Origin of the sequence: Erwinia sp. JUb26, from assembly GCF_003751505.1 — a bacterium.
Lineage (GTDB): Bacteria > Pseudomonadota > Gammaproteobacteria > Enterobacterales > Enterobacteriaceae > Erwinia.
The window spans coordinates 118,045-131,550 of sequence record NZ_RJVB01000006.1 but is presented as its reverse complement, the minus strand read 5'-3'; the positions used below and the strand labels follow the sequence as shown (position 1 = coordinate 131,550).

Annotated in this window: 13 protein-coding genes; 9 read left to right on the top strand and 4 right to left on the bottom strand. The window is 54.4% G+C overall.

The window, feature by feature from the left end; all coding sequences use genetic code 11:
- The first annotated feature begins 3 nt into the window (after nucleotides 1-3).
- From rfbA to wzzB, 9 genes are all read left to right on the top strand, one after another.
- Nucleotides 4-885: a glucose-1-phosphate thymidylyltransferase RfbA gene (gene rfbA / locus EC836_RS16190; RefSeq protein ID WP_123334938.1), complete on the top strand. Its 882-nt coding sequence runs from the start codon at nucleotides 4-6 to the stop codon at nucleotides 883-885.
- 1 nt (nucleotide 886) lies between these two features.
- Nucleotides 887-1,423 carry a dTDP-4-dehydrorhamnose 3,5-epimerase gene (gene rfbC, locus EC836_RS16185; RefSeq protein WP_123334936.1) on the top strand — a complete coding sequence of 179 codons (537 nt, stop codon included), beginning with the start codon at nucleotides 887-889 and terminating at the stop codon, nucleotides 1,421-1,423.
- 27 nt (nucleotides 1,424-1,450) lie between these two features.
- On the top strand, nucleotides 1,451-2,734 hold the full coding sequence (locus tag EC836_RS16180) for a lipopolysaccharide biosynthesis protein (protein WP_123334934.1): 1,284 nt from the start codon (nucleotides 1,451-1,453) through the stop codon (nucleotides 2,732-2,734).
- Entirely contained in the window at nucleotides 2,724-3,887 is a 1,164-nt protein-coding gene (locus EC836_RS16175; RefSeq protein WP_123334932.1) for a hypothetical protein, read from the top strand. The genes EC836_RS16180 and EC836_RS16175 overlap by 11 nt, the downstream gene beginning before the upstream one ends.
- Nucleotides 3,880-6,060 (top strand): glycosyltransferase, encoded by a 2,181-nt coding sequence (locus EC836_RS16170; RefSeq protein WP_123334930.1) that lies wholly within the window; start codon nucleotides 3,880-3,882, stop codon nucleotides 6,058-6,060. Before EC836_RS16175 ends, EC836_RS16170 begins: the two co-directional genes overlap by 8 nt.
- Nucleotides 6,057-7,130: a glycosyltransferase family 4 protein gene (locus tag EC836_RS16165; RefSeq protein WP_123334928.1), complete on the top strand. Its 1,074-nt coding sequence runs from the start codon at nucleotides 6,057-6,059 to the stop codon at nucleotides 7,128-7,130. The genes EC836_RS16170 and EC836_RS16165 overlap by 4 nt, the downstream gene beginning before the upstream one ends.
- A 15-nt stretch (nucleotides 7,131-7,145) precedes the next feature.
- Nucleotides 7,146-7,928 carry a glycosyltransferase family 2 protein gene (locus EC836_RS16160; protein WP_123334926.1) on the top strand — a complete coding sequence of 261 codons (783 nt, stop codon included), beginning with the start codon at nucleotides 7,146-7,148 and terminating at the stop codon, nucleotides 7,926-7,928.
- A 285-nt stretch (nucleotides 7,929-8,213) separates the two neighbouring features.
- Nucleotides 8,214-9,620: an NADP-dependent phosphogluconate dehydrogenase gene (gndA, locus tag EC836_RS16155; RefSeq protein WP_123334924.1), complete on the top strand. Its 1,407-nt coding sequence runs from the start codon at nucleotides 8,214-8,216 to the stop codon at nucleotides 9,618-9,620.
- A gap of 165 nt (nucleotides 9,621-9,785) precedes the next feature.
- Nucleotides 9,786-10,802 (top strand): LPS O-antigen chain length determinant protein WzzB, encoded by a 1,017-nt coding sequence (gene wzzB / locus EC836_RS16150; protein WP_123334922.1) that lies wholly within the window; start codon nucleotides 9,786-9,788, stop codon nucleotides 10,800-10,802.
- Nucleotides 10,803-10,856: 54 nt separating this feature from the next.
- On the opposite strand, the gene EC836_RS16145 is transcribed toward wzzB, so the two are convergent.
- From EC836_RS16145 to hisA, 4 genes are read right to left on the bottom strand one after another with little or no spacing between them, the layout of a single operon-like run.
- Nucleotides 10,857-11,342, bottom strand: coding sequence for a YbaK/prolyl-tRNA synthetase associated domain-containing protein (locus tag EC836_RS16145; protein ID WP_123334920.1), 486 nt, complete (start codon nucleotides 11,340-11,342; stop codon nucleotides 10,857-10,859).
- 59 nt (nucleotides 11,343-11,401) lie between these two features.
- A complete protein-coding gene (hisIE, locus tag EC836_RS16140; protein WP_123334918.1) occupies nucleotides 11,402-12,013 on the bottom strand; it encodes a bifunctional phosphoribosyl-AMP cyclohydrolase/phosphoribosyl-ATP diphosphatase HisIE in 612 nt (203 codons plus the stop codon).
- On the bottom strand, nucleotides 12,007-12,783 hold the full coding sequence (gene hisF, locus EC836_RS16135) for an imidazole glycerol phosphate synthase subunit HisF (protein WP_123334916.1): 777 nt from the start codon (nucleotides 12,781-12,783) through the stop codon (nucleotides 12,007-12,009). The genes hisIE and hisF overlap by 7 nt, the downstream gene beginning before the upstream one ends.
- Nucleotides 12,765-13,502 carry a 1-(5-phosphoribosyl)-5-[(5-phosphoribosylamino)methylideneamino]imidazole-4-carboxamide isomerase gene (hisA, locus tag EC836_RS16130; RefSeq protein ID WP_123334914.1) on the bottom strand — a complete coding sequence of 246 codons (738 nt, stop codon included), beginning with the start codon at nucleotides 13,500-13,502 and terminating at the stop codon, nucleotides 12,765-12,767. The genes hisF and hisA overlap by 19 nt, the downstream gene beginning before the upstream one ends.
- Between the last annotated feature and the right edge of the window lie 4 nt (nucleotides 13,503-13,506).

Below are 13,506 nucleotides of genomic sequence, written 5' to 3'. Positions count from 1 at the left end.
AAAATTATGAAGCGTAAAGGCATTATTCTCGCTGGCGGTTCCGGAACCCGCCTCTACCCGGTCACCATGGCGGTGAGCAAGCAGCTGCTGCCGATCTACGATAAGCCGATGATCTATTATCCGATCAGCACCCTGATGCTGGCCGGGATCCGCGATATTCTGATTATCAGTACGCCGCAGGACACGCCGCGCTTCGAACAGCTGCTGGGCGACGGCAGCCAGTGGGGGCTGAATCTTCAATACAAAGTGCAGGACAGTCCGGACGGGCTGGCGCAGGCGTTTATTATCGGCGAAGAGTTTATCGGCGACGATAACTGCGCGCTGGTGCTCGGCGACAATATTTTTTACGGACACGATCTGCCGAAAGAGCTGGAGGAGGCCGTCAGTCAGCCTTCCGGTGCCACGGTATTTGCCTACCACGTCAACGATCCGGAGCGCTACGGCGTGGTGGAATTCGACAGGCAGGGCATCGCGGTCTCGCTGGAAGAAAAACCGCTGGAGCCGAAAAGCAACTACGCGGTGACCGGCCTGTATTTCTACGACAACAGCGTCGTTGAGATGGCGAAAAGCCTCAAGCCTTCCCCGCGCGGCGAGCTGGAAATTACCGACATCAACCGCCTGTACATGGAGCGCGGCACGCTGAAAGTGGCGATGATGGGCCGTGGCTATGCGTGGCTGGATACCGGTACGCACCACAGCCTGATTGAAGCCAGTAACTTCATTAAGACCATCGAAGACCGTCAGGGGCTGAAGGTCTCCTGCCCGGAAGAGATTGCCTACCGCAAAGGCTTTATCGATGCGGCGCAGGTGAAAAAGCTGGCGGAGCCGCTGGCCAAGAATGATTACGGCAAGTACTTACTAAAAATGATTAAAGGTCAGTTCTGAAATGAAGGTAACTCAAACGGCGATCCCGGACGTATTAATTTTTGAACCAGCCGTTTACGGGGATGAACGTGGTTTTTTCTTTGAAAGCTTTAACCATAAGGCGTTTGAAGAAGCGGTAGGGCGCAGCGTCGAATTTGTACAGGATAACCACTCCAAATCGGCAGGCGGCGTGCTGCGCGGCTTGCACTATCAGCTCGCGCCGTACGCACAGGGTAAACTGGTGCGCTGCACGGCCGGTGAAGTTTTCGACGTTGCCGTTGATATCCGCCCCGATTCTCCGACTTACGCTAAGTGGGTCGGTGTTAACCTTTCGGCGGACAATAAGCGCCAGCTGTGGATCCCTGAAGGTTTCGCGCACGGTTTTCTGGTGTTGAGCGAGAGTGCAGAGTTCCTGTACAAAACCACGAATTATTACCATCCGCAAAGCGATCGGGGCATTATCTGGAACGACCCAACGCTGAACATTGAATGGCCTTTGCGTGAGCAGCCTTTACTCTCTGAGAAAGACCGCCGCCAGCCTCTGCTCAATTGCGTTTAACCTGAACCGTACGGCCATTGATTCACTATGCTAAAGAACGGACTGTTTAGAAGTATTATTATCCTCGCCTCCGGAACGGCGCTGGCGCAGATCATCTATCTGGCCTTTATTCCCATCATCACCCGCCAGTATGGCCCCGAGGCTTACGGGATGATGGGCAGTTTTATGTCGGTGATTAATATCCTGATCCCGCTTTCGGCGCTGAGCTATCCCATTGCGGTGGTCCTGCCAAAACGCACGCTTCTGGCCTCGCTGCTGGTCAGGCTCTGTTTATGGCTTGGCGGCATCATCGCCGTTCTGTCTCTGCTGCTGCTGGCCTTTGCGCAGATTGCGTTTCCGCATGCGCTGCCAACGGACAAATATCCGCTGTGGTTCTGGCTGTTAATCCCCTTGATGATACTGGCGCTGCCGTTTCAGCTGAGCGGCCAGCAGTGGTTGATCCGTACGCGCAGCTACAAGCAAATCGCGCATATTTCGGTGATTCAGGCCGCGGCGGTCAATATTTTGCGGGTAGGGGGCGGGATGCTGGCGCCACTACCGGTAACGCTGGTGGGGATTACGGCCGTTGGCTACCTGCTGCAGGCGCTACAGTTTTTTGGCCGGGCGCTGAAAGCCGGTCTGCGCGTTAAATCCCGCACGTTTCGTTTTAGCCGCATTAAGCGGGTTGCCCGCCACTACTATGACTTCCCGCTTTTTCGCACGCCGCAGGCGCTGGTTAACTCGCTCTCGCAAAGTTTGCCGGTGTTTATTATCGGTTACTATTTCGGTGCCGCCGAAGCCGGATTCTACGCGCTGGCACAAACCATACTCGGCGCGCCGGTTACGCTGTTGAGTGGCGCAATCAGTAACGTCTATTACCCGCGCGTCAGCGAAAAGGTGAACAGCGGTTCACCCATTTTCGCCTTCATCACTAAATCAACGCTGCTGCTGCTGCTGACCTCCGCCGCCATTTATCTGGTGGTCATTCTTTTCGGCCCGTGGATTTTTAGCCTGGTGTTCGGCGAGAAATGGCATATCGCCGGCGAATACGGACAGTGGATGGCGATTTACTGTATCTTCTGGCTGGGAGCCAGGCCGGCGATTGATTCCATTCCCTCATTAAAAATCCAGCACTACTTCCTGGCGTATGAGGTGATTTCAATGGTGCTGCGCGCGGCCGCGTTGATGTTTGGCGTGCTGGTGCTTAAATCGAGCCTGGGCGCGATGGCCGTGTTTTCACTGGTTAACGCCGCGGCCTATTTTTCTCTTTCCGTTATGGTGATGGTCATGGCTAAGAAATTTGATAAAAAAATGGTAAAACATGTCGACTGAGATCGCACCGCCAGTCCCTAACGGCTATCGCCAGTATGAAACACTGCTGTTCAACCTGCTGATCGGCTTGACGATTTTTAGCGTCTCTTTCCGCATTCTGGTGCTGGCTATCCTGTTTATGCTGCTATCCAGCATCGTGGTGCTGATTCGCTTCAGGGCACCGATGCGCAGCTACCTGTTTGTCGGCTACATCATGGTGTTCTTTACGCTGTGGTATGTCTTCGGCCTGGGGCATTTTGAGCGTGGCCCGGGCAAATTTACCAACCTGGTGTTGCTGATTGTTTTCAGTTTTATTCTGTTCTTTGTGCTGGGCTATCAGGAGGCGCAAACGCGCCGCAAAACCTGGATTAACTTCTTTTGCCTGTGCAGCATTGCCTATGTGCTGATTGTTTGTATTTACAGTAAGCTGCACGGCTACCCGGGATATAACCTGGTCTATGACGTCGTCAACCGCAGTGAAGAAAACTCGCCGCTGTATGCGCTGCAGCTGGTGCTGTTCACCATCGTCTGGCTGAACAACAACTGGCAGATGCGCCATCTGATTATGCTCACGGTGCTGTCCCTGTTGTGTTTCGTATTCAGCGCGGTGTATCTGGGTTCGCGTGCCGCCTTTATTTTGCTGGTGCTGTTCTTCGCGTTTAAAACCTCGTCAAACCCCAAGCGGCTACTGCTGATCTGTGCCGTGGGCGTATTGATTGTGACGCTGGCCCTGTTTGCCATCGATATTTCCCGCTGGATGTCGCTGCTGGACTTTGGGGGCTTCTCCGAACGTGGCATCGATAGCCCGCGCTTCAGTATGCTGGTCTACGGTTTTAGCAATTTCCTGAATTATCCGTTTGGCGGTATGCAGGTGCAGGCGGAAGGCTACACCGGCATCTGGTTCCACAATATGCTGCTGGATCTGGTCCGTGTTTCCGGCACCATCGTGATGTTTATGTGGTTACTGGCCCTGGTGTTCATCGGCTGGATTCTAATCCGCTACCATAGCAAAACGCGCTATTTAATCGTCTTTGTCATCCTCAATATTGCCCTGATGCAGGACCTGGCCTTCGACGGGTTTTTCAACATTATGGCGTTGGAATTTTACGTTATGGGGCATGCCATCTATCTGAGAAATGACAGATTGAATAAACGCACGAGGCAAAATGTTTAATACAACGCTGTTTATTGATGAATCGCCCGTTTACGGGGGACATGAAGAGATGTTCCTGCGGCTGTTGGCCCAGAGTGAATGTCCGGCGGGTCAAAATATCACCATCGTTGCCAATAAGAAAAATCAGAAGCTGATCGACGAAATCGATAACCTGAAGGTGCGCACGGGCCTGCCGATTGTGGTAATAACCCACGAGTTTTCGGGTTTTCCGGTCCGACCGCTGACCAATCTGCTGGCCTGGCGCGATGCCTTTGCCCTGTACCGCATCATCAGAAACGGCGGTTTTACCCAGGTGATGGTCGTGCAGGGCACCATCGAAATCGGCGGCTTGTCGCTGCTGGTGGCACGGCTTTCCGGCTGTAAGGTGCTGTCCTACATCCCGATAACCAAAAGAAGTCGCCTGCTGGGCGTGACGCTGGGCGGCTTTCGTGACTGGCTTAACCGGCTGTTTTATTACCCGCTGGCACATAACTTCATCACCATCTCCGAGTTTAACAAGCGAGAGCTGGTCGCCGATTTTGCCGTGCCGGAAGAAAAAATCAGCCTTGTTTACAACTTCAACGAACCGACGTTCTCCACGCGTCCTTCCGTCAAACCGGTTGAGCTTCCCGCCGGGATTAACTTCCTGTTAATCGGCCGCGTTGATTTCCTGCAGAAAAGGCAGCAGGAATTCCTGCGAGCGTTTACCGCTCAGCAGGCCCACAGCGATTTAAATCTGCATATCGTCGGTGATAACAGCTCAGCTGAATCAGAGTTGCTGCGCGCGGAGTTTGCAGGCAACGCAAACATTGTGTTCCACGGCTGGTGCGCGCCCGATCGCATTGAAGCGCTGATCCAGGCGGCGGATGGCATCGTGCTGCCTTCCCGCTTTGAAGGCGTGCCGCTGGTGATGGTTGAGGCGGTGAAGCTGGGGCGGGTGGTGTTCGGCAGTGATGTCGACGGCATGAAGGAGTTCCTGCCGCCGCAGTGGCGCTTCCCGGCGGACGATTTGCCGCGGGCGATCGCGATGATGGCGTCGGCTTCCGCGCAGCAGCATGAAAATGCGGAACTGATTAAGATCGTGCAGGAAAAGTTCAACCAGACGTTTAATCCGCAGCTTTCCTCCTCTGCGTTTAACGCGGCTTTAGGGATAAACCGAGTGCCAAAAATAGTATTAGACTGCCGCCTGATGACGGCCCGCCCAACGGGCATTGCGCGTTACTCAGAGAAGTTTCTGGCTTATTACATCGAGAAATACGGCGCGGATAACGTGACAGCACTGCTGAATGAAGCACGGCCTGATGTCGCATGTCGACAGCAGGTGATTGCGCTCAAAGCGTTTAATCTGCTGCACTGGATGCGTTTCCCCGGCTGGTTAAAACAGCAGGATTACACCCACTACATCAGCTTCCACTATTCCGGACTGATGCGCCCGGTCAAAGGGATCAAATCCGCGGTCACGGTGCATGATTTAATGTTTGAGCTGGTGCCGGAATTCTTCAGCGGCTGGCTCAAAAAGCTGATAGGTAAACGCTATTTTCGCCTGCTGGTGGGGAAAAGTATGGCCGCCAGCGATTTGGTGTTGAGCGTTTCCGCCACCACGCGGGATGACGTCAGGGCACTTTATCAGCGGGATTCGGCCGTCACCGGCGAAGGCCTGTTCCTCACCGCACAGCCGGACAGCGCGATTATTCATACGCTGGGTTTACAGGATAAAGGCTATCTGCTCTATACGGGCAATAATCGACCGCATAAAAACATTCCTGCGCTGCTGGCGGCGTTTGCTGAACTGCGCAAAACGCAGCCGGGACTGTCTCTGGTATTAGTGGGGCATACCGCCGCTTCGCCGCAGGAAGGGGTGATTTATCCCGGCTTCGTCAGCGATGAACAGCTGGTGGCCCTGTATCAACATGCGCGCGTCTTTGTGTTCCCTTCGCTATACGAAGGATTCGGTTTACCCATCCTCGAAGCGCTGGCCAACGGCTGCCCGGTGATTGCTTCCGATATTCCGGCGTTCCGGGAATTTGCGAACGACAATATTCGCTATTTTGAGTTGGGAAATCACGCCGCGCTGGTGGCCCTGCTGTTGGAGAAACCGCAGTTTTATCCCGACCAGGCCGAGGTGATTTTGCAAAAATTCAGCTGGAAAAGCACCTGGCAGAAGCTTGACCGCATTCTGGAAACCTGGCTATGAAGAAAGTCATCGTCCTGCACGATTTTGACGGCAAACCCTATTTTAAAGCGCTGGAGCAGGTTGCCGATGTGGTGTATCTGAATACGCGCCCGTTTCGGTTTATGCTGCGCGATTTGCTGAAGTACCGCAGGATCCAGCGCGAAACGCTCAATTCGTTTTTCTTTCTGTTTAAGCTACCGTTTATCAGACAGCAAACGATTCTACTGGGCATGGCACCGTTTAATATTCGCCTGCTGATTTACAGCTTTCTGTGTAAACACAACCGCGTTCTGCTGCACACCTCCTGGCATCAGTGGCAGGGCGAGGTGCCGTTTGAGTATCCCAAACCGCTGCGCGGCTGGCTAAAGCGTGCGTGGCGGCACCGGCTACCGCGCTTCAGTGGCATTGTTGCGGTCACCGATGAAACCGCGCGATCGGTTAGCCAGTTTCTGCCTGAATTAACGGCGCGCATTGTCACTATTCCTCACGTGGTGGACATCGATCCGATTAACGCGGACGCGTTTGAAAAAAAATGGCAGCAAAGCCCGAACCGTTTCCTGTTCACCGGTCGGCTTACCGCAGCGAAAGGCGTCGGTACCTGCCTTGAGCTGGCTGAATATGCCGCGACCGCCGATCCTGAGCTGGAATTTCATATTGCCGGTCGGGGAGAGGCGGAAAGCCAGGTGACGGCCTATCAGCGCGGGCTCGCTAATCTACACTTCCACGGATTCATCAGCGATCGCGAACAGCTTAAATCCCTGATGGCCCGCAGTCATTTCCTTCTGCTGCCATCACGCAAGATAAATGGCTGGGAGGAGCTGTTCGGACTGGTTGTTATTGAAGCAATGAGTCAGGGCTGTGTGGTGATTGCCTCCGATCACATTGGACCGCGAGAAATTATCACGGACGGCGAAGACGGCTTACTCTGCCGTGAGGAAGACTTTGCCGGGAAGGCTAAGCAGCTGATTGACGGCCTCAGTCAGAATACTTTGCGGCATGCACGGCTGGCAGATAAAGCGTTAGCGGCCAGCCGCAGCTACTCAATGAACGTTGTTGCCACGATGTGGTCAGGTTTGATTAATAAATTTTAGTTATTCAGGGGTGGAATGAACATCTATATTAGCGTTGTTTCGCATGGTCATGCCGAAATGATTAAGCAGATTAACTGCCTGCCTGAACTGGCATCACAGTTTAACGTGGTTTTGAAGTGTAATAAGCCACAGGATGCCGTTGCGTTAAATGACTGGTGTGCTGAAAATAATATCGTCATGATCGGCAGTGACTATGGTTTAGGCTTTGGTAAAAACAATAATTTCGTCTTTGACTACTGCCAGCAGAAACTTAATATGCAGGGCGAGGACATTTTTATTGTGCTTAACCCGGATTTGCATATCACGGCGCAGCAAATATCTGAACTTGTAGCAAATATGCAGAAAGATCGCGTGGCGTTTGCCGCCATCAATCTTTTTAAGAATGATGAGAAAACGGTCTATGATAACTCTATCCGCAAGTTCCCAACGCTGAAGGACTTCTTCCAGTCGTTTATTTTCGGCGTTAACAAATGCATCATTGATAAGTCGACAGTTTTTACGCCCACGCCCGTGGACTGGACCGCCGGGTCGTTTATGGCAATTAAAGCGAGCCACTATCAGCAGCTTTCCGGCTTCAATGAAAAATACTTTATGTACTGTGAAGATATCGATCTGTGCTACCGCTCGCAGCTGCTGCAGGTCCCTGTTGTTTATTATCCCACTATCCATGCGCTACATTTTGCCAAGCACGCTAACCGCAGCGTGTTCTCTCGTCATTTTATGTGGCATTTACAGAGTACATTCAGATTTCTAATCTTTAAGTTCACTCACCGGCTGCACTCCAGCCGTGGTGCGTAAGATTATTTAATCACGCCATTACTCGAATTTATTGGCCGCCCGATTGATGAAATAAAACTAATGACGGCGGCGGATTCTATTCACTAAATGTGCTTAATTAAGCATCAGCTCCGGCTGGGATGTGATAATTATGGCACTTTTTAGAGGGGTATTTGGTGAGTTTTATTCAATATATCTGACTATCGCACCAATCACTATCCACATTACCTAAACCTGAGTTAACATGTCTGGAACATTGACCGCAGTCACATTGCTGCAGGTAAAATCACGTAGACAGGAGTAGGTATGTCCAAGCAACAGATCGGCGTTGTGGGTATGGCTGTTATGGGCCGCAATCTGGCACTCAACATTGAGAGCCGCGGCTATTCAGTTTCTATCTTCAACCGCTCTCGTGAGAAAACCGATGAAGTGGTCGCAGAGAACCCAGGTAAAAACCTGGTTCCGCACTATACCGTCGAAGAGTTTGTTGACTCACTGGAAAAACCTCGTCGTATCCTTTTGATGGTGCAAGCCGGTGAAGCGACCGACAAAACTATCGCCTCCCTGACTCCACACCTGGATAAAGGCGACATCCTTATCGATGGCGGTAACACCTTCTACAAAGACACCATTCGCCGTAACCGCGAACTGTCTGAGCAGGGCTTCAACTTTATCGGTACCGGCGTTTCCGGTGGCGAAGAGGGCGCACTGAAAGGCCCATCCATCATGCCTGGCGGCCAGAAAGAAGCTTACGAGCTGGTTGCTCCAATCCTGACTGAGATTGCAGCGCGTGCCGAAGGCGAAGCCTGCGTGGCTTACATGGGTCCGGACGGTGCGGGTCACTATGTTAAAATGGTGCACAACGGCATCGAATACGGCGACATGCAGCTGATCGCAGAGGCCTACTCTCTGCTGAAAGGCGCGCTGAACCTGAGCAATGACGACCTGGCGAAAACCTTCAGCGAGTGGAACGCAGGCGAGCTGAGCAGCTACCTGATCGACATCACCAAAGATATCTTCACCAAGAAAGACGAAGAAGGTAACTATCTGGTTGATGTGATTCTGGATGAAGCCGCAAACAAAGGTACCGGTAAGTGGACCAGCCAGAGCTCCCTGGATCTCGGCGAGCCGCTGTCCCTGATCACCGAGTCCGTCTTTGCCCGCTACCTCTCCTCGCTGAAAACCCAGCGCGTTGCGGCATCGAAAGTGCTGACTGGCCCAACCGTGCAGGCAGTATCTGGCGATAAAGCCGAGTTCGTTGAGAAAGTGCGTCGCGCGCTGTACCTGGGCAAAATCGTTTCTTACGCGCAGGGCTTCTCTCAGCTGAAAGCGGCTTCTACCGAGAACAACTGGGATCTGAACTACGGCGAAATCGCTAAGATCTTCCGCGCGGGCTGCATCATCCGTGCTCAGTTCCTGCAGAAAATTACCGATGCCTATGCCGATAACGCTGACATCGCTAACCTGCTGCTGGCTCCGTACTTCAAAAACATCGCTGACGAATACCAGCAGGCGCTGCGTGACGTTGTGGCCTATGCCGTGCAGAACGGTATCCCAACGCCAACCTTCTCTGCTGCCATCGCTTACTACGACAGCTACCGTTCAGCGGTACTGCCGGCGAACCTGATTCAGGCTCAGCGTGACTACTTCGGTGCGCATACCTACAAGCGTACTGATAAAGACGGTGTGTTCCACACCGAATGGCTGGATTAATCCCGTCATCAACCTCCCGCGTTGCGGGAGGTTATTTCTTCTATTCCCCCCGTCCCCGAAAATTTTTAAGATAATCCCTATCCTACCTCGCTGACTCTTCAACTATTTTTACCTATACTTACCGCCTTTGCGTTAGCTTTCCTTTGTGTTGAGTAAACTGAAACTATGAGTCGCGACAGCCATTCCCATTCTGAGCAGCACCCGCACTACCAAAATTCCTATAATCGAGATGAAGAGCTGGGCCTGCTGGATATCCTTGTCCAGCTGTGGGCCGGTAAAAAAATCATTATGGTATCGATTGTGGTCACCGTATTGCTCGCGCTGGCCTATGTGCTACTGGCTAAAGAGAAATGGACATCAAAAGCGATTGTGACGCTGCCGGCCGCAGGCCAGGTGGCGAACTATAACGCCGCGCTAAGCGTGCTCTATGCACAGAGCCCGCAGGACAAGCCGGCGATTGGCGATTTGCAGCAGCAGCTGTTTAACCGCTTCGGCAGTTCAATCAGCGCGCTTTCTTCCGAACTGGAAAACCTTGACGAACCGCTGGAACTGAAAGTTCAGCAGGTGATTAAAGGCAGCCGTGAGCCGCTGCGCATTTCCTTCACCGCGGAAACCCCGGAGCTGGCGCGCAAGCAGTTGGGTGAGTATATCCAGCGCGTTAACGACGACGTGGTGGATGACTACGGTGCCGATATCCGCCGCAGCCTGAGTGTGAAAACCCGCGAGCTGACGGATTCACTGGATACGCAGAAGCAGGTGGCGTTGGATAAGAAGCAGCAGCGCATTGATGTGATTAAGCAGTCGCTGAAAATTGCTGAGGCGTCGAACATTAACCGCTCCCAGCTCAACCAGGCTGAATTCCTGTCGGATGATACGCTGTACCTGCTGGGTACGGTCTCTTTGCAGGCGATGATCGCCAACGAAGCGACGAAACCGCTGCCGCTGGATGGGGCGTACTACGACACGCAGCGTTCACTCCTGGCGATGACCCATCTGAAAATTCAGGTGGATAACCTGCAGTCCTTCCGCTACATCGCCCCGGGCGATCTGCCGATTCGACGCGACAGCCCGAAACGCGTACTGACGGTGCTGCTGTCGATTATCCTCGGTGGCATTATCGGTTCCGGCATCGTGATTGGCCGCCTGGTCAGCCAGCAGTATCGCCAGCGTAAACAGTCTTAAACGTTGACGCCGCGGCCGGAGCCATCCGGCCGCACGCTGTTTCTTTCACACCCGCTATGCCTCTTCCCGTAAAAAACTCAGGATAGTCGGTGCCGCAATGCGCTGATAGTCCTGCGTATTCAGCACCATCGACTTCTCCAGCAGCCCGGCGTTAAACGCCAGTTCGTCATAGCGCGTCAGCAGGCTCGGATCCGCCACCAGCAGCAGATCCGGATGAAAACTAAATGGCGGGATGGCGCCGAATACGCATCCGGTCAATTTATCCACCTCGGCCGGACTGGCAAGCGAGGCGCGCAGCCCGCCCAGCGCCGATGCCAGGCGTGAGAGGTCAGCCTGTTTATCGGCAGGCAGCACCGCCAGCACGTGCTGCTTCACGCCGTTCCCCTTCACGTGGCAGACCAGCGCTTTAGCGCCCTGGCCCAGCTCGGTGCCGCGCAGCGCCGCCACCTCTTCACATTTCCCCATCGCCGCGTGTTCCATTACCCGGTAACGCGCCTGATGCCCGTCGAGCAGGGCGGTGAGCTGGTCAAACGTACTCATGATTGCTCCCTGTCATAAAAAAAGGGCCGGATAACCGGCCCTTATTGTATTGTGAACGATTATTTGTGCCGCTGGCGCAGATTGTCTATCACCGCCGACAGGTTCAGATCCTGATCCTGTAACAGCACCAGCAGATGATAAACCAGATCGGAGGCTTCGTTGGTCAGTTCGAAGCGGTCGTTAACCGTTGCGGCCAGCGCGGTCTCCACGCCTTCTTCACCCACTTTCTGCGCGATGCGCTTGGTGCCGCTGGCGTACAGGCTGGCGGTGTACGAGCTTTTCGGGTCGGCGTGCTTGCGTTCGGCCAGCAGCTGCTCCAGCTGATACAGGAAGGTCCAGTCCGGTGCGGCCGGAGAGAAGCAGCTGGAGGTGCCAAGGTGGCAGGTTGGCCCAACCGGGTTGACCAGCACCAGCAGCGTATCGTTATCGCAGTCCGGGGTGATGCTGACCACGTTGAGGAAATGCTCGGAGGTTTCCCCTTTGGTCCACAGGCGCTGTTTGGTCCGCGACCAGAAGGTCACCTTGCCGGTAGCCAGCGTTTTATCCAGCGCTTCCTGATTCATATAACCGTGCATCAGAACTTCGCCGGAAACGGCGTGCTGCACGACGGCGGGCATCATCCCGTCGGTTTTTACCCAGTCCAGCTTAGCCAGCTGTTGTTCAGTTAACATGCGCGGATCTCCACACCTTTTTCTACCAGGAACGCTTTCAGTTCCCCAATATTAATAATCTGCTTATGGAAGACGGACGCGGCCAGCGCGCCGTCAACGTCGGCATCACGGAATGCCTGATGGAAGTGTTCCATGGTGCCCGCGCCGCCGGAGGCAATCAGCGGCACCTTGCACACTTCACGTACTTTCTGCAGCTGCACCAGGTCGTAGCCGTTACGCACGCCGTCCTGGTTCATCATATTCAGCACGATTTCACCGGCCCCACGCTTCTGCACTTCCTGCACCCAGTCGAGGGTTTCCCACTTTGTGACGCGGGTACGGCTTTCGTCGCCGGTGTACTGGTTTACGTGATACTTGCCGCTTTCGCTGTCGTACCAGGTATCAATCCCGACCACGATGCACTGCACGCCGAAGCGGTCCGCCAGGCGGGTGATCAGCTCCGGATCGGCCAGCGCCGGGGAGTTAATCGAAATCTTGTCGGCACCGAAGGAGAGCAACAGCGCCGCATCCTCAACGGACTTAATGCCGCCCGCCACGCAGAAGGGAATGTCGATGACTTCCGCCACGCGCGAAATCCAGCTTTTATCCACCACGCGGCCATCGCTTGAGGCGGTGATATCATAAAACACCAGCTCGTCGGCGCCTTCCTGGGCATAGCGCTGCGCCAGCGGCACGATGTCGCCGATAATCTCGTGATTACGAAACTGCACGCCTTTGACCACCTGGCCGTCGCGCACGTCGAGGCAGGGAATTATCCGTTTTGCCAGCATGAAATTGCCTCCGATACGTTGAATTTATCTTCCAGCAGCGCGCGTCCGACGATCACGCCCTGCGCACCGCTGCCGCGCAGGGCGGCAATGTCGTCCAGCGAGCCGATGCCGCCGGAGGACTGGAAGGCAATTTGCGGGTAGCGCGCGGAGACTTCGCGATACAGCTCAACGTTCGAGCCGCTCAGCGTACCGTCGCGGGAAATATCGGTGCACAGCACGTGCTTCAGGCCAAACGGCAGGAACTGGTCGATGACTTCTTCCAGCGTGATCCCGCTGGCTTCCTGCCAGCCGCTGATCGCCACTTCTTTACGGTTGTTGGCATCAATACGCACGTCCAGCGCCAGAACGATCGCTTCCGCGCCGTACTGCTTAAACCACTGCTGTACTTCTTCCGGCTGCTTGATCGCCGTAGAACCGACCACTACGCGGGTCGCACCGGCGTTCAGCAGCGCCTCAACGTCGTCTTTGGTGCGGATGCCGCCGCCAACCTGCACCGGCACGCTGACGCCTGCCAGCAGTTTGGTCAGCAGCGGGATCTGGCGTGCAGCCGGATCTTTTGCGCCGGTCAGATCGACCAGATGCAGCACGGTCGCACCCTGAGCCTGATAATCCTGCAGGCGCGGCAGGGGATCGCTGCCGTAGTCGCGCTGCTGGCCGTAGTCGCCCTGGTGCAGGCGCACCACCTTGCCATCAATTAAATCTAACGCCGGGATAATCATACCG